This window comes from Cupriavidus sp. GW822-FHT03E04 (assembly GCF_058801495.1).
Genome location: NZ_JBXANI010000013.1, coordinates 97,263 through 113,820, shown reverse-complemented (window position 1 = coordinate 113,820; position 16,558 = coordinate 97,263). Strand labels below are relative to the sequence as shown.

The 16,558-nt window shown below is 63.7% G+C and carries 14 protein-coding genes; 1 reads left to right on the top strand and 13 read right to left on the bottom strand.

Annotated features, from left to right (window positions below; all coding sequences use genetic code 11):
* Positions 1-18: 18 nt before the first annotated feature.
* The 7 genes from pstA to AC1RQC_RS20180 all read right to left on the bottom strand — a co-directional run bounded on the left by pstA (position 19) and on the right by AC1RQC_RS20180 (position 8,560).
* Positions 19-909 carry a phosphate ABC transporter permease PstA gene (gene pstA / locus AC1RQC_RS20210; RefSeq protein WP_416049100.1) on the bottom strand — a complete coding sequence of 297 codons (891 nt, stop codon included), beginning with the start codon at positions 907-909 and terminating at the stop codon, positions 19-21.
* An 11-nt stretch (positions 910-920) separates the two neighbouring features.
* Positions 921-1,886, bottom strand: a complete 966-nt coding sequence (gene pstC / locus AC1RQC_RS20205; RefSeq protein WP_174423342.1) for a phosphate ABC transporter permease PstC — start codon at positions 1,884-1,886, stop codon at positions 921-923.
* A gap of 219 nt (positions 1,887-2,105) precedes the next feature.
* Entirely contained in the window at positions 2,106-3,140 is a 1,035-nt protein-coding gene (gene pstS, locus AC1RQC_RS20200) for a phosphate ABC transporter substrate-binding protein PstS (protein ID WP_174423343.1), read from the bottom strand.
* A gap of 274 nt (positions 3,141-3,414) precedes the next feature.
* Positions 3,415-4,761 (bottom strand): phosphoglucosamine mutase, encoded by a 1,347-nt coding sequence (glmM, locus tag AC1RQC_RS20195; protein ID WP_183035037.1) that lies wholly within the window; start codon positions 4,759-4,761, stop codon positions 3,415-3,417.
* 88 nt (positions 4,762-4,849) lie between these two features.
* Positions 4,850-5,647, bottom strand: a complete 798-nt coding sequence (gene folP / locus AC1RQC_RS20190) for a dihydropteroate synthase (RefSeq protein WP_492373907.1) — start codon at positions 5,645-5,647, stop codon at positions 4,850-4,852.
* 259 nt (positions 5,648-5,906) lie between these two features.
* A complete protein-coding gene (ftsH, locus tag AC1RQC_RS20185; protein ID WP_150983315.1) occupies positions 5,907-7,790 on the bottom strand; it encodes an ATP-dependent zinc metalloprotease FtsH in 1,884 nt (627 codons plus the stop codon).
* Between the two features lie 104 nt (positions 7,791-7,894).
* The gene (locus tag AC1RQC_RS20180) at positions 7,895-8,560 is read right to left on the bottom strand and encodes an RlmE family RNA methyltransferase (RefSeq protein ID WP_043347605.1); all 666 of its coding nucleotides are present in this window, start codon (positions 8,558-8,560) and stop codon (positions 7,895-7,897) included.
* Between the two features lie 195 nt (positions 8,561-8,755).
* Here AC1RQC_RS20180 and AC1RQC_RS20175 point away from each other — a divergent pair, with 195 nt between their 5' ends.
* The gene (locus tag AC1RQC_RS20175; protein WP_043347609.1) at positions 8,756-9,253 is read left to right on the top strand and encodes a YhbY family RNA-binding protein; all 498 of its coding nucleotides are present in this window, start codon (positions 8,756-8,758) and stop codon (positions 9,251-9,253) included.
* A 77-nt stretch (positions 9,254-9,330) separates the two neighbouring features.
* Here the strand turns inward: AC1RQC_RS20175 and AC1RQC_RS20170 are convergent, their stop codons facing one another.
* The 6 genes from AC1RQC_RS20170 to AC1RQC_RS20145 form a co-directional block, all read right to left on the bottom strand.
* On the bottom strand, positions 9,331-9,834 hold the full coding sequence (locus tag AC1RQC_RS20170) for a DUF4149 domain-containing protein (RefSeq protein ID WP_492809154.1): 504 nt from the start codon (positions 9,832-9,834) through the stop codon (positions 9,331-9,333).
* A gap of 10 nt (positions 9,835-9,844) precedes the next feature.
* Positions 9,845-10,318 (bottom strand): transcription elongation factor GreA, encoded by a 474-nt coding sequence (gene greA / locus AC1RQC_RS20165; protein ID WP_043352072.1) that lies wholly within the window; start codon positions 10,316-10,318, stop codon positions 9,845-9,847.
* A 224-nt stretch (positions 10,319-10,542) separates the two neighbouring features.
* Complete coding sequence (gene carB / locus AC1RQC_RS20160; RefSeq protein WP_492373896.1) at positions 10,543-13,791, bottom strand: carbamoyl-phosphate synthase large subunit; 3,249 nt, start codon at positions 13,789-13,791, stop codon at positions 10,543-10,545.
* Between the two features lie 65 nt (positions 13,792-13,856).
* Positions 13,857-14,537 (bottom strand): leucine efflux protein LeuE, encoded by a 681-nt coding sequence (gene leuE / locus AC1RQC_RS20155; RefSeq protein WP_492373897.1) that lies wholly within the window; start codon positions 14,535-14,537, stop codon positions 13,857-13,859.
* A gap of 56 nt (positions 14,538-14,593) precedes the next feature.
* Positions 14,594-15,730, bottom strand: coding sequence for a glutamine-hydrolyzing carbamoyl-phosphate synthase small subunit (gene carA / locus AC1RQC_RS20150; RefSeq protein ID WP_043347616.1), 1,137 nt, complete (start codon positions 15,728-15,730; stop codon positions 14,594-14,596).
* 357 nt (positions 15,731-16,087) lie between these two features.
* The gene (locus AC1RQC_RS20145) at positions 16,088-16,498 is read right to left on the bottom strand and encodes a RidA family protein (RefSeq protein WP_459371339.1); all 411 of its coding nucleotides are present in this window, start codon (positions 16,496-16,498) and stop codon (positions 16,088-16,090) included.
* Positions 16,499-16,558 lie beyond the last annotated feature (60 nt).

The window sequence follows — 16,558 nt, the reverse complement described above, 5'->3', positions numbered from 1 at the left end:
CGGCTATCGCGCTGCCGGTCATTTCTTGAACAGCATGCGTGCCAGGATATTGAGCGCCAGCACACCAACGGTAATCAGGAACACGCCGGCCCAGGCCAGTTGCTGCCACTCGACGAACGGGCTCATGGCGAAGCGGAAGATGGTCACCGGCAGGTTCGCCATCGGCTTGTTCAGGTCGCTGGTCCAGAACTGGTTGGACAAGGCCGTGAACAGCAGCGGCGCGGTCTCGCCGGCGATACGCGCAACCGCCAGCAGCACGCCGGTGACGATGCCTGCATATGACGACTTCACCGTGATCGACAGCACCATCTTCCACTTGGGCGTGCCGAGCGCGAAGGCGGCCTCGCGCAGCGCATTCGGGACCAGGTTCAGCATGTTCTCGGTCGTGCGCACCACGATCGGAATCTGCAGCAACGCCAGCGCGCAGATGCCGGCCCAGGCGGAAAAATGGCCCATGCGGGTCACCACCAGCGCGTAGACGAACAGGCCGATCACGATCGACGGCGCCGACAGCAGGATGTCATTGATAAAGCGGATAAAACTGGCCAACGGCGACGTCTTGCCGTATTCGGCCAGGTAGATGCCGGCCAGGATGCCCAAGGGCGTTCCGCACAGCGTGGCGAGGCCCACCATCACGAAGCTGCCGTAGATCGCATTGGCCAGGCCGCCGCCAGCGGTATTCGGCGCCGGCGTCATCTGCGTGAACAGATCCATCGACAGGCCGCCCACTCCCAGCGAAATGGTGGTCCACAGGATCCAGGCCAGCCAGAACAGACCGAACCCCATGGCGCCCAGCGACGCCGTCAGGGCATAGAAGTTGGTGCGGCGGCGCCGTGCCTGCAGACGCGTGCGCGTGGCATCCGCATCCGGACTGACTGCCGGAATCGACGTAGAGGAAGAGGAAGACATGGCGGCTTGGCTCATTTTGCACCCTCGTTCTTGGCCAGGCGGAGCAACAGGATCTTGGACAGCGCCAGGACCACGAACGTGATAAAGAACAGGATCAGGCCAAGCTCCATCAGCGCGGCGGTATGCAGGCCGGCGCCGGCTTCGGCGAACTCATTGGCCAGTGCCGAGGTGATGCTGTTGCCCGGCGAGAACAGCGAGGCGTTGTCCAGCAGGTTGGTATTGCCGATCACGAAGGTGACCGCCATGGTCTCGCCCAGCGCGCGGCCCAGGCCCAGCATCACGCCGCCGATCACGCCGGCACGGGTGAAGGGCAGCACCACACGCCACATCACTTCCCACGTGGTGCAGCCGATGCCATAGGCCGATTCCTTGAGCAAAACCGGGGTAACTTCGAACACATCGCGCATCACAGACGCGATGTAGGGAATGATCATGATCGCCAGGATCACGCCGGCGCACAGCAGGCCGATGCCCAGGGGCGCACCCTGGAACAGCTTGCCGATCAGCGGCACCTGGCCCACGGTGGCGGCCAGCGGCTTCTGGAAGTACTCGCCGAAGATCGGCGAGAAGACCAGCAGGCCCCACATGCCGTAGACGATCGAGGGTACGGCAGCCAGCAATTCGATGGCGGTGCCGAGCGGGCGGCGCAGCCAGGCCGGCGACAGCTCGGTCAGGAACAGCGCGATGCCAAAGCTGATGGGCACCGCGATGATCAGGGCGATCAGGGAGGTGACGATGGTGCCGTAGATCGGCACCAGCGCGCCATAGACGTCCGCGGGTGGATCCCACTCTGCGGTCCACAGGAAGCGCAGGCCGAAGGCCTCGATCGAAGGCCAGGCGCTGATTGCAAGCGACACGATGATGCCGCCAAGCAGCAGCAAGGTCACGATGGCGGCGCCGCGCGTCAGGCCACCAAACAGGATGTCACCGGTACGGCTAGGCGGCCGTACTGCGGATAGATCGGATGTAGTCGCCATGATGTGGTATTGGAGTTCGTTTAATAGGCGGCTGGCTGGCCGCGCCGACCGCTCGGGCCAATAGGCCCTTGCATTGCGTCGCGCTTGCCCGCGCGGGTTGCCGCGTTTGCTGCGCTGCTTCTACTGCTGCTTCTACTGCCTTGCTGTCTTCAATGCTGCCGGTCCGGCGCCCTTGGGGCGCCGGACCGGCACGGCGCGGCTGCCGTGGCGGCCCGCCGATCAGTTGTACAACGCCTTGCCCGAGCCGTCCTTGACCGAGTTCTTCCAGGTCGCGCGGATCTGGTTCACCACGGCGTCCGGCAGCGGTACGTAGTCAAGTTCGCTGGCCATGTTGCCACCGCTCTTGTACGCCCAGTCGAAGAACTTCAGCACTTCGGCGCCCTGCGCTGCCTTTTCCTGGTTCTTGTGCACCAGGATGAAGGTCGCGCCGGCGATCGGCCATGCCGTCTTGCCCGGTTCGTTGGTCAGGATCTGATAGTAGGTCTTGCTCCAGTCGGCGCCTGCTGCCGCTGCCTTGAAGCCGTCGTCACCAGGCTGAACCACTGCACCGGCAGCGTTCTTCATGTTCAGGTGGGTCATCTTGTTCTGCTTGGCGTAGGCGTACTCAACGTAGCCGATGGCGCCGTTCAGGCGTTGCACGAAAGCGGCCACGCCTTCGTTACCCTTGCCGCCAGTGCCACCGCCCGGCCAGTTGACCGTGGTGCCCTCGCCCACCGAGCTCTTCCAGTCGGTGCTGACCTTGGACAGATAGTTGGTGAAGATGAAGGTGGTGCCCGAACCATCAGCGCGGCGCACCGGCAGGATGTCCTGGCTCGGCAGCTTGGCGTGCGGGTTCAGTGCCTTGATGGCGGGATCGTCCCACTTCTTGATCTTGCCCAGGTAGATGTTCGCCAGCACGTCGCCGGTGATGGTCAGTTCGCCCGGCTTGATGCCTTGCAGGTTGATCACCGGCACCACGCCGCCGATCACTGTGGGAAACTGCACCAAGCCTTGCTTGGCCAGTTCTTCATCCTTCAGGGGCGCGTCGGAAGCACCGAAGTCGACAGTCTTGGCGCCGATCTGCTTGATGCCGCCAGACGAGCCGATGGATTGATAGTTGACCTTGTTACCCGTTGCCTTTTGGTATGCATCGGCCCACTTGGAATACACGGGCGCCGGGAAAGAAGCGCCAGCACCGGTAATTTCCGCCGCGAACGCAGTGCCCGCTACCACCAACGACACAATGCCTGCAACGGCAGTCTTGACCAGCTTCATATGTCCTCCAGAGACATGGTTGGGGAATGACAATTTTTTGACAAGTCGAACTTTAAGCTCCGACTATGACAATTCAATGACATCACGAGATCTTCTTCAAAGTCAGCGGAAGCAGCCTCCCACATCACATTGATCCACTCGTCGGCAACGCCCTCCCCGGCCCGCATCCCGCGGCAGACAAGCCTAAAACTTGCGGCTAATTGCCTTCCAACAAAAAATAACGCCGGGCGAAAAGCCCGGCGTTTTGGCAACAACTGGCGGCGATGACGCGGTTTCAGGCCCGCAAGGCGTCCGCCAGCGTCTGCGCTGCCTGCTCCGCGGTCTCGACCTTCTCCGCTTCGACCATCACGCGCACCACCGGCTCGGTCCCCGATGCTCGGATCAATACCCGGCCCCGGCCCTCGAGTTGCGGCTCGATCACGGCACGCGCCGCGCTCAGGCCCGCGTGGGACTGCCAATCAAAGCCCTTTTCGACGCGCACATTGATCAGCGTTTGCGGGAACAGCGAAACACCTTCCAGCAATTGCGACAGGGTCTTGCCGCTACGGCGCAACGCGGCCAGCACCTGCAGCGCGGAGACAATGCCGTCGCCGGTGGTGTGGCGGTCCAGGCAGAGCAGATGACCCGAGCCCTCGCCGCCCAGCGTCCACTTGCGCTTGTTCAGCTCTTCCAGCACATAGCGATCGCCCACCTTGGCGCGCACGAACTCCACGCCCTGGCGCTTGAGCGCGAGCTCCACCGCCATATTGGTCATCAGCGTGCCCACCGCGCCCTCCACGGCCTGGCCCGCCTGCAGGCGGTCCTGGACGATCAGGTACAGCAGTTCATCCCCGTTGAACAGGCGTCCATCGCGGTCCACCACCTGCAGGCGGTCCGCGTCGCCGTCGAAGGCCAAGCCGAGATCAGCGCCATTGGCCTTGACCGCTTCGATCAGTTTTTCCGGGGCCGTCGCGCCGTAGCCGGCGTTGATGTTGCGGCCATCCGGCTGGTTGCCGATCGAGATCACGTCAGCGCCAAGCTCATGGAAGACGTGCGGAGCAATGTGGTAAGCGGCGCCATGCGCACAGTCCACCACCAGCTTGAGCTTGTGCAGGTCCTGCTCGTAGGGGAACGTGCTCTTGCAGAATTCGATGTAGCGGCCCGCGGCGTCCTCGATGCGGCGCGCGCGGCCGAGATCGTCCGAGCGCACGCAGACCATCGGCTCTTCCAGCGCTTGCTCGATCGCCATTTCCACGGCGTCCGGCAGCTTGTCGCCATCGGCGGAGAAGAACTTGATGCCGTTGTCGTAGTACGGGTTGTGGCTGGCGGAGATCACCACGCCTGCCGACAAGCGCAGCGCACGCGTGAGATAGGCCACGCCCGGCGTCGGCAGCGGCCCGGTCAGCAGCACGTTGACGCCTGCCGAGGTAAAGCCGGCCTCTAGCGCAGCCTCCAGCATATAGCCGGAAATGCGCGTGTCCTTGCCGATCAGGACGGTCGGACGCGCCTGATCTTGCTGCTTCGCGCCATGGGCGAGCACCATGCCCGCCGCATAGCCCAGGCGCATCACGAAGTCGGGCGTGATCGGCGCCTCGCCAACCCTGCCACGAATCCCATCCGTGCCGAAATACTTGCGTGTCATATGATCATTCTCCCGTTGTTCGATGTTGCGGATGCCGAATGCTAAAGGCTAAGCGCGCAATGCTGGATGCCCGCAATCAAAACAAATGTTAACAGGCAATAGTTTCATGACGGATGGCCCACCAGATCTTGAGGGCATCCACAGTTTGTTCCACATCGTGCACACGCACGATATACGCACCCCGTTCCGCGGCGCATACCGCCGCTGCCAGGCTGGCGGCGATCCGCTGCTGCGGCGGCCGCCCGCCCAGGATCGCGCCGAGCGTCGACTTGCGCGACAGGCCAACCAGCAAGGGCAGGCCATCCACCGCCAGTTGCGGCAACTGGCCCAGCAGCCGCAGATTATGATCCGGCGCCTTGCCAAAGCCAAAGCCCGGATCGAGCGTGATGCGGCTTTCAGCCACGCCGGCGGCGCGCAGCGCGCCCACCCGCTCGCGCAGGAAACCAGCCACCTCTTGCACCACATCCTCGTACTGGGGTTGCTCCTGCATGGTCTGCGGATCGCGCTGCATATGCATCACGCATAGTCCGGCCTGCCCCGCCTGCGCCTCACTCACCGCCTCGACGGCGCCAGGCATGCGAAAGCCCCAGATGTCATTGATCAGGTCCGCCCCGGCAGCCAGCGCCGCACGCATGACTTCCGGCTTGTAGGTATCGATGGACAGCGGCCGGCCACAGTCGCGCAGCGCCTCGACCATCGGCACCACACGCGCCAGCTCCTCATCCAGCGGCAATGCCGCCGACCCCGGCCGGCTGGACTCGCCGCCGATATCGATGATGTCCACGCCTTCGGCAATCATGCGCTCGGCATGGCGCAAGGCGGCATCGCGGCCAGCATGCTGGCCGCCATCGGAAAAGGAATCGGGGGTGACGTTCAGGATGCCCATCACCAGCGGACGGCGGTCGCGCGCGAAGCGGTAGCGGCCGCACTGGAAACTCGAATCGGTTGAGATCGACGGCAAGATACGAAAGGACGAAAGCCAGGAAAGTGGAAAACCGCAGCGCGACGTACGCGCCTGCAATGAAAAAGCCGGCGCACAAGGCGCCGGCTTCAGGCTTGGTGAACGACCGCTACAACCACGACAACCGCGCCGGCGCGATCCGGATTACCGGAACGCCGACGACACTATCGTGCCGGCCATCCGCTCAGGCCGTGGCCGGAGCGTTGGTCGGGGCCACCGGCGAGCCGCCCGACGGCGTGTTGCCACCACCGTTCTGGCTGGACGCGCCACGCGGCGGCCGCGGCGGCTTGCCCGCCATGATGTCGTTGACCTGGTCCGCATCGATGGTTTCCCATTCCATGAGGGCCGCAGTCATGGCTTCGACCTTGTCGCGGTTTTCTTCGAGCAGGCGCTTGGCCAGGCCATATTGCTCGTCGACGATGCGGCGGATTTCCGCATCGACCTTGACCTGGGTAGCTTCCGACACCGTCTTGGACGACATCTTGCCGAACATGCCATCTTGCTCGGTATCCACGTACACCATGGTGCCCAGGGTGTCGCTCATGCCGAAGCGGGTGACCATGTCGCGAGCCGTCTTGGTGGCGCGCTCGAAGTCATTGGAAGCACCAGTGCTCATGGCGTTGAGGAAGACCTCTTCCGCCGCGCGGCCGCCAAACAGGATGGCGATCTCGTCAAGCATGTTGTCCTTGTACTTCGAGTACTTGTCGTGCTCCGGCAGCTGCCAGGTCACGCCCAGTGCCCAGCCGCGCGGCATGATGGTGACCTTGTGCACCGGATCCGCCTTGGGCAGCAGCTTGGCCACCACCGCATGGCCGGACTCGTGGTACGCGGTTGCGCGGCGTTCTTCCTCACGCATGACCGTGGACTTGCGCTCCGGGCCCATGTAGATCTTGTCCTTGGCGTCCTCGAAGTCCTGCATGTCGACCACGCGCTTGCTGCGGCGGGCGGCGAACAGTGCGGCTTCGTTGACCAGGTTGGCCAGGTCGGCGCCGGAGAAGCCCGGGGTACCACGTGCAATCACCGAGGCGTCGACGTCGTTGCCGATCGGCACCTTGCGCATGTGGACCTTGAGGATCTGCTCGCGGCCGCGGATGTCGGGCAGGCCGACATACACCTGGCGGTCGAAACGGCCCGGGCGCAGCAGCGCCTTGTCCAGGACGTCCGAACGGTTGGTCGCGGCGATCACGATCACGCCCGAGTTCGCCTCGAAACCGTCCATCTCGACCAGCATCTGGTTGAGGGTCTGCTCGCGCTCGTCGTTGCCGCCGCCCATGCCGGCGCCACGGTGACGGCCAACCGCATCGATTTCATCGATGAAGACGATGCAGGGAGCCTGCTTCTTGGCATTCTCGAACATGTCGCGGACACGGGCCGCGCCCACGCCGACGAACATTTCAACGAAGTCCGAGCCGGAGATGCTGAAGAACGGCACCTTGGCTTCGCCGGCGATGGCACGCGCCAGCAGCGTCTTGCCGGTGCCCGGAGGGCCGACCAGCAGCACGCCGCGCGGGATACGGCCGCCCAGCTTCTGGAATTTCTGCGGATCCTTGAGGAAGTCCACCAGTTCGATCACTTCTTCCTTGGATTCATCGCAACCGGCGACGTCCTGGAAAGTGACTGCATTCTGGTTTTCATCGATCAGGCGCGCGCGCGACTTGCCAAAGGAGAAGGCACCGCCTTTCCCGCCGCCCTGCATCTGCCGCATCATGTAGAACCAGAACACGATGATCAGCAGGGTGGGTCCGAGGTAATACAGGGCCTGCACCAGCATGTTGGGCTCGTCGTCTGCCTTGCCGGTGACCTGGACGCCGAACTTCATCAGGTCGCCAACCATCCAGATGTCGCCCGGCGAAATGATGGTGTACTTTTGCCCTTCCTTGGGCGTCACCACCAGATTGCGGCCTTGCACGTCAACCCGGCCCACCTTGCCGGCCTTGGCATCATCCATGAACTGCGAATAGGTGACGCCTTCCTGCGTGCGGGGCTTGTCGAACTGCTTGAAGACGGTAAACAACACCAGCGCGATCACGAGCCAGATTGCCGCCTTTTGAAACAGGTTGTTATTCAAGGCCAAACTCCTTTACGAACGCCTTGCCAACGGGATAGCTGCATTGTAATGCAGCGCCCGGCGTCGGGGTAAAAAGCAAATTCATCGAAGCGATAGGCACCGCTTCACCCCGCCGACTTGAGGAAACGCCCAAGAATGAAGGTCTCGGAAGACTTATCGCGTGACGCCTTGGGCTTGCGTTTCGCGACCACCTTGAACTGGCGCTTGAACTTCTCCACGATCTGGCTGTAACCGCTGCCATGGAAACACTTTACCAGCAATGAGCCCTCCGGCTTCAGATGGGCCTGGGCAAATTCCAGCGCCAGGTCACATAAGTAATCGATACGGGCCGCATCGGCAAAGGCTACACCGGACAAATTGGGGGCCATGTCCGACAAAACAAGATCAATCTTCGCGCCGCCGGACGCTTGCAGCACGATTTCCTCCAATTGGCGAAATACGTCCTCCTCGCGGAAGTCACCCTGGATAAATGTGACGTCGGCGACAGCCTCCATCGGCAACAGGTCGATGGCAATTACCGCGCCGTCGATGCCGCCGTCCTTGGCGCGCGAAGACGCCGCCAGCTTGTTGCGGGCGTACTGGCTCCAGCTGCCGGGGGCCGCGCCGAGGTCGACAATGACCTGGCCGGGGCGGATCAGCTTGTCCTGCTCGTCGATCTCCTTCAGCTTATACGCTGCGCGGGCCCGATAGCCCTCGCGCTGCGCCAATTTGACGTAGGGATCGTTGATATGGTCGTGCAACCACGCCTGATTGAATTTGTTCTTGGCCATTCCGGATACATCTGTATGGAGAAAAACGCCGCCGGCCCGCGGCCGCCCGTGCGTTTTTCACTCGTTTTGCTGTTTTTGCAGCCTGACCGCGCCAGTTTGACGGATAATACGCGCCGATTCGCTTTTTCGGCACTTCGGTGCCTTGGTTTGCGCACCACTTGCGCGCCCATTTGCGCCCTCGCCTGCGCTTTACTTATGCCCGCTCTTCAACTTATTCCCGCCCAGCGTTCAGAACTCCGCTCCCGTGCCCATGGCCTCAATCCGGTCGTGATGATCGGCGGCGAGGGTCTGACGCGTCCCGTCCTGGCCGAAATCGATCGTAGCCTGGCCTCTCACGACCTGATCAAAATCCGCGTATTCGGCGACGACCGCGAAAGCCGCATCGCCATGTACGAAACCATCTGCGAAGATCTGGACGCCGCTCCGATCCAGCATATCGGCAAGCTGCTGGTGGTATGGCGCCCGGGCCCGGCCGTCCTGAAGGAAAATCGTCCGCAGGAACTGGGCCGCCTGGCCCCGCGGGGCGGCGCCGCCCCGCGCACTGTCACGGTCAAGAAGCCTAGCGCCGCGCCCAATCGGCGCCCCAAGCGCTCGCAAGTGACGGTGCTGGGCAATGAACGCGTCACCGCCGGCGGCAACGTCAAGCGCGCGCGCGTCCGCCCGACCAGCCAGAAGAAGAAAGCGCTCGACTAATGTCGAAGCCATGCCAGCGCGCCCGCCTGGGCCGCTGGCATGGCAAGGGACGGCCACCTGGGCTCGCCCCTTCGGTCTCACTCGCCAGCCGAGCGCGGCGCCGCTGCGCGCCACACGGTGACCAGCGCCAGCACGCTGTGCACCAGGTAGAACACGCTGGACACCCCATGCAGCATGCCGAATTGCCCCTTATAGGGCGAGTCGGACACGCCCACGCCAAGCGCCGTCGCCTTCTCCTTCAGGTTTTCCATGAAGGGCTGGATACCGAAATACCCCGCCAGCACGCACAGCAGCATGCCCAGCACAAGCCAGCGCAGGCCGCGATAGCGTCCCGCGCCACGGCGGATCATCAGGTTGCACAGCGCCAGCTGCAGCACACCGACCACCACGCCGAGGATGGCCTCGGTCCGGAACAGCTGCCCGGCGATCAAGCCTGCCGTCTCGCGGCTGGGCAGCACGGAAAACAACGTCGGGGCCACCATGTAGCCCACTGTCCACAGACTGCCGGCCCAGACTACGGTCAGCAGGAGGAAGATCCGATGCGGCAGCGGCGGCAGGCTCGAATAGGAGGAAGAGAACACGCAGCCTCGTTCAGACGTAGCGAACCGTGATGACTTCGTATTCGCGCTCGCCGCCAGGGGCCAGCACGATCGCCACATCGCCCTCGAACTTGCCGATCAGTGCACGCGCGATCGGCGAGCTGACGGAAATCTTGCCGCTATCCAGGTCGGCCTCGTCGTCGCCGACGATCTGGTAGCTCACGGGCTTGCCCGATTCCAGGTCTTCGAGGTCGACGGTAGCGCCAAACACGATCCGGCCGTCGGTATCGAGCTGGGTCGGGTCGATGACCTGCGCCGCCGACAGCTTGGACTCCACCTCGATGATCCGGCCTTCGATAAAGGCCTGCTTTTCCTTGGCGGCGTCGTACTCGGCGTTCTCGGAGAGGTCGCCTTGCGCACGCGCTTCGGAAATGGCGTTGATCACGGCGGGACGTTCGACGGCCTTCAGGCGCTGCAGTTCCTCTTTCAGCAGCTCGGCACCGCGCTTGGTAATCGGAATGCTCATGTCTTCGTTCAACAAAAAAATGAGCCGCAGCGGAGCAGGAACCATGCGCCGGCATCACTGCCCGGGGCACTTCCGCTCAACCGCGGCTTTGAGGTTGTCAGGTTGTATCGACGGTTAGATCGACGAAATTGCTGTTAGTTTAGGCCAAGACGGCCGCCCGCAGCAACTGCGGGCGGCCCGGAGGCCTTCAGCCGTCCACTCTACCGTCTATCGGTCTTCGCGCTTCAGGCCAGCGAGGCGTGCAGGCTTTGCAGGTCATAGACCTCCAGGCTCTGCATGTGCTTGAGGCCCTCCACCGCGGCGCGCGCGCCGGCGATGGTGGTGTAGTAAGGCACCCGGCTGGCCAGCGCCGAGATACGAATCGAGCGCGAGTCGGCGATGGCGGTACGGGTTTCGTCCACGGTGGTGAACACCAGCGCCAGCTCGCCATTCTTGAGCATGTCGACGATGTGCGGACGGCCGTCCTTCACCTTGTTGACGACGCGCACCGGGATGCCGGCGGCTTCGATGGCCGACGCGGTGCCGCGGGTGGCGACAATCGGGTAACCCATGTCGTGCAGCATGCGCGCCACGCCAACCGCGTGCGGCTTGTCGCTGTCCTTGACGGTCAGCAACACGGTGCCCTTCTCCGGCAGGCGCGAGCCCGCGGCCAGCTGGCTCTTGAAGAGGGCTTCGCCGAAGGTCTTGCCCACGCCCATCACCTCGCCGGTGGAGCGCATCTCTGGTCCGAGCACCGGGTCGACGCCGGGGAACTTGTTGAAGGGGAACACCGCTTCCTTGACGCTGAAGTACGGGGGCACCACTTCATCGAACACGCCTTGCGAGTCGAGCGTCTGGCCCGCCATGCAGCGCGCGGCGATCTTGGCCAGCGACAGGCCGGTGGCCTTGGACACATAAGGCACGGTACGCGAGGCGCGCGGGTTCACTTCCAGCACGTAGACGATATCCTCGCCATTGACTTGCTGGATGGCGAACTGCACGTTCATCAGGCCGATCACATTGAGGGCCTTGGCCATCGCCGCGGTCTGGCGCTTGAGCTCGTCCACGGTGGCTTGCGCCAGCGAGTACGGGGGCAGCGAGCAGGCGGAGTCGCCCGAGTGCACGCCGGCTTGCTCGATATGCTCCATCACGCCGCCGATAAACACGCGCTGGCCGTCGCACAGGGCATCGACGTCGCACTCGATGGCGTCGTTCAGGAAGCGGTCCAGCAGCACCGGGGAGTCATGCGAGACCTTGACGGCCTCGCGCATGTAGCGCTCCAGGTCGCGCGGCTCATGCACGATTTCCATCGCGCGGCCGCCCAGCACGTACGACGGGCGCACCACCAGCGGATAGCCGATCTCGGTGGCCAGGCGCAGCGCTTCGTCCTCGGCACGGGCGGTGCGGTTGGGCGGCTGGCGCAGGCCCAGTTCATGCAGCAGCTTCTGGAAACGCTCGCGGTCTTCGGCGGCATCGATCATGTCGGGGCTGGTGCCGATGATGGGCACGCCGTTGGCTTCCAGGTCCAGCGCCAGCTTCAGCGGGGTCTGGCCGCCATACTGCACGATCACGCCGACGGGCTTTTCGCGGTCGACGATTTCCAGCACGTCTTCGAGCGTCAGCGGCTCGAAGTAGAGGCGGTCCGAGGTGTCGTAGTCGGTCGACACGGTTTCCGGGTTGCAGTTGACCATGATGGTCTCGTACCCGTCTTCGCGCAGCGCCAGCGCGGCGTGCACGCAGCAGTAGTCGAACTCGATGCCCTGGCCGATCCGGTTCGGGCCGCCGCCCAGCACCATGATCTTTCGATTGGTGGTGGGGTCGGCTTCGCACTCGCCGTGTTCGGCTTCATACGTGCCGTACATGTAGGCGGTGTTGGTGGCGAACTCGGCGGCGCAGGTGTCCACGCGCTTGTACACCGGGCGCACGCCGGCGGCATGGCGCGCAGCGCGCACGGCTGCAGGCTCGGCGCCCATCAGCTTGGCCAGGCGGCGGTCCGAGAACCCCTTCTGCTTCAGGTGACGCAGCTCGGCGGCCGACAGGCTGTCCAGCTTGCGTGCCTTGACCAGGGTCTCGGTCTTGACGATGTCTTCGATCTGGGCAAGGAACCACGGGTCGATGTCGGTCTCGGCGTGCACTTCTTCCAGCGACATGCCGATACGGAAGGCGTCGCCCACGTACCAGATGCGGTCCGGGCCGGCTTCGCCGATTTCTTCGACGATCTCGTCGCGGTCGGTGGACTTGTCATCCAGGCCGTCCACGCCCACTTCCAGGCCGCGCAGGGCCTTCTGGAAAGATTCCTGGAAGGTACGGCCCATGGCCATCACTTCACCCACGGACTTCATCTGCGTGGTCAGGTGGCTGTCGGCCTGCGGGAATTTCTCGAACGCGAAACGCGGCACCTTGGTGACCACGTAGTCGATCGACGGCTCGAACGAGGCCGGGGTCGCGCCGCCGGTGATCTCGTTCTTCAGCTCGTCCAGCGTGTAGCCCACCGCCAGCTTGGCGGCAACCTTGGCGATCGGGAAGCCGGTGGCCTTGGAGGCCAGCGCCGACGAACGCGATACGCGCGGGTTCATCTCAATCACGATCATGCGGCCATCGGCCGGGTTGATCGAGAACTGCACGTTGGAGCCGCCGGTATCGACGCCGATCTCGCGCAGCACCGCCAGCGAGGCGTTACGCAGGATCTGGTATTCCTTGTCGGTCAGGGTCTGGGCGGGCGCCACCGTGATGGAGTCGCCGGTGTGGATGCCCATCGGGTCCAGGTTCTCGATCGAGCAGATGATGATGCAGTTGTCCTTTTTGTCGCGGACCACTTCCATCTCATACTCTTTCCAGCCCAGCAGCGACTCTTCGATCAGCAGTTCGCGGGTCGGCGAGAGATCCAGGCCGCGCTTGCAGATTTCCTCGAATTCTTCGCGGTTGTAGGCAATGCCGCCGCCGGAGCCGCCCAGCGTGAAGGACGGGCGGATCACGATCGGGTAGCCGCCGGTCGCGGTTTCCTTGGCGATCTGCGTCTGCACGGCCAGCGCTTCTTCCATCGAGTGGGCGATGCCGGACTTGGCCGAGCCCAGGCCGATCTTGGTCATCGCTTCCTTGAACTTCTGGCGGTCCTCGGCCTTGTCGATGGCTTCCGGCGACGCGCCGATCAACTCGACGTTGTACTTTGCCAGCACGCCATGGCGATGCAGGTCCAGCGCGCAGTTCAGCGCGGTCTGGCCGCCCATGGTCGGCAGGATGGCGTCGGGACGCTCTTTTTCAATGATGCGCTCGACCACTTCCCAGGTAATCGGCTCAATGTAGGTCACATCGGCCGTGTTGGGATCGGTCATGATCGTGGCCGGGTTCGAATTCACCAGCACGACCTTGAAACCTTCCTCGCGCAGCGCCTTGCAGGCCTGGGCGCCGGAATAGTCGAACTCGCACGCCTGCCCGATGATGATGGGGCCGGCGCCGATGATCAGGATGCTCTTTATGTCTGTGCGCTTTGGCATTGCACGCTCTCATTATTGGCCGGCCCGCACCATCGCGCGGGCCGCACCGGATATCAGGATTCGATTCAGTTCAGGGTGGCCGTCGCCAGCTTGGCGCCGAAGCCGATGAACATGGCGCCTACCCCGCTCGCCATGCCCGCCGACAGGCGTCGTCGGCGGCGAAATGCTTCGGCCAGCCTGGCGCCCACGAAGATGATCGCGGTCAGGTAGGCGAAGCTGCACAACTGGCACACCAGCCCCAGCGCGACAAACGACAGCGCCGGGTAGCCGAACTGCGGATCGACGAACTGGATGAAGAAGGAGATGAAGAACAGGATGGCCTTGGGGTTGAGCAGGCTCACCACCAGTGCCTTGCGGAACGGGCTGACCGCGCGGTCCACAGGCGTTTGAACCTGCGCCGCCGTCCCGCCATCGCTGCCACGGCTCAACCATGCGCGCACGGCACCGCGCAGCATCTGGAAACCGATCCAGCCCAGATAAGCGGCACCGATGGTCTTCACCACGTAGAACAAGGCGGGGCTGGCCTTGAGCAGCGAGGCCACGCCCGCCGCCGACAGCACCATCAGGATGGCGTCCCCCAGGAACACCCCGCAGGCACCCTTGTAGCCTTCGCGCACGCCGCGTTGCGCCGCAACGGATAGCACATACATCGAGTTCGGCCCCGGCAGCAGCACGATAAAGATCGTGCCGAGCACAAAGGTCCAGAAATCGGTAATGCCCAGCGCGGTATGCATGAAGGCGTTCATCGGGTCGTCCTGCGGTCTGCTTGTCTACGTAACGTCTCGTCTTGGCTTGAACGTGCTTACTGGCGTGCGTCCGCCATCATCTTGGTGAAGCGGTCGAACAGGTAAGCCACGTCGTGCGGGCCCGGCGAGGCTTCCGGGTGGCCCTGGAAGCAGAATGCCGGCTTGTCGGTCAGCGCGAAGCCCTGCAGCGAGCCGTCGAACAGCGACACGTGGGTGGCGCGCACGTTGGCGGGCAGGGTGTCGGCGTCCACCGCAAAACCGTGGTTCTGCGAGGTGATCACCACGCGGCCGTCGTCGAGGTCCTTCACCGGATGGTTCGCGCCATGGTGGCCGAACTTCATCTTCAGCGTCTTGGCGCCGGCGGCCAGGGCCATGATCTGGTGGCCCAGGCAGATGCCGAACGTCGGGATGCCGCGGGCGATGAACTCACGGGTGGCACGGATCGCGTAGTCGCAGGGCTCGGGATCGCCTGGGCCGTTCGACAGGAATACGCCGTCCGGGTTGAGCGCCAGGGCATCTTCCGCGCTGGCTTGCGCCGGCAGCACGGTCACCTTGCAGCCGCGTGCGGCCAGCATGCGCAGGATGTTGAACTTCACGCCGTAGTCAAAGGCCACCACGTGGAAACGCGGCGACTCCAGCTTGCCGTAGCCCTGGCCCAGCACCCATTCGGTCTGGTTCCATTCGTACGGTTCCTTGACCGACACCACCTTGGCCAGGTCCATGCCGGCCAGGCCGGGGAAGGAACGCGCCAGGTCGATGGCCTTTTGCACATTGTCCTCGCCAGCGAGGATGCAGCCGTTCTGCGCACCCTTCTCGCGCAGGATACGGGTCAGCTTGCGGGTATCGATGCCGGCAATCGCCACCACCTTTTCCTGCTTCAGGTAATGGCCGAGGGAATGTTCCTTGCGGAAGTTGGAGGCCAGGAGCGGCAGATCCTTGATGATCAGGCCGGCGGCATGGACTTTCGTGGCTTCGACATCCTCAGTATTGACCCCGACATTGCCGATATGCGGATACGTCAACGTGACGATCTGCCGGGAATAGCTGGGGTCGGTGAGGATTTCCTGGTAACCGGTCAGCGCGGTGTTGAACACCACTTCGCCGATGGTATGGCCGGAAGCGCCAATGGAATAGCCACGAAAGACCGTGCCGTCTGCAAGCGCGAGAATGGCGGACGGAAAAGACGGTAACACGGGTAGGCTCCTGCTGGATTCACCCCGTGACCGACCTGCTCAACGCCTCTTGCCCCGTTTGTCCGGCGGGGCGACAGGCAGCGCGCGGATTGTCGATTTCGTCGACTGGGCGCGATGCTTGTCGCCGGGGCCGTTCGCTCGGTGCTCGATACGCCACATAAAACAATGCGGCGGAGCCAGGGCGAAATGGGGGCGGCGGAAGGTGGAATTCGGTAGGCGCTAGGGTGAGGGGTTCTGAAAGCGAAACTTTTGGATTATACCCCGCGCCACCCATTTTCTCAAGTTATCAAGGACTTGCGGACGCCTCCACCCTCCTCAACGGGCCCGGCAGCCCGGCGGCATGCCGGGCCGATGGCGTCATTCGCCGGCCGGCACCACCGCTGTCACCTCGATCTCCACCTTGGCGCGCGCCTCCACCAGATCGGCCACTTCCACCGCCGTCATGGCCGGAAAATGACGCCCGATGGTGGCGCGATAGTGCTCGCCGATGGCGCGGTAGGCCGCCACATATTCCACCTTGTCCTTCACATACCAGGTCATGCGCACGATGTGCTCCGGACGCGCGCCGCCCGCCGCCAGCACCGCCACGATATTGCGCAGCGCCTGGCCAACCTGCTCGGCGAAGTCATCGGTCTCGAACTCGCACAGGCCGTTCCAGCCGATCTGTCCGCCGACGAAGAGCAGGCGGCTGCCCACCTGCATTTCGGTCATGGTGCCGTTCGAGTAGCCGCGTGGCGCGGCCCAGTCTGGTGGCTGGAGAATCTTCATGGTCGGTTTTCCGTAAGGTAAGAAGTGGTCAGGATCTAGGATTGGGATCTTGTTTTTTTG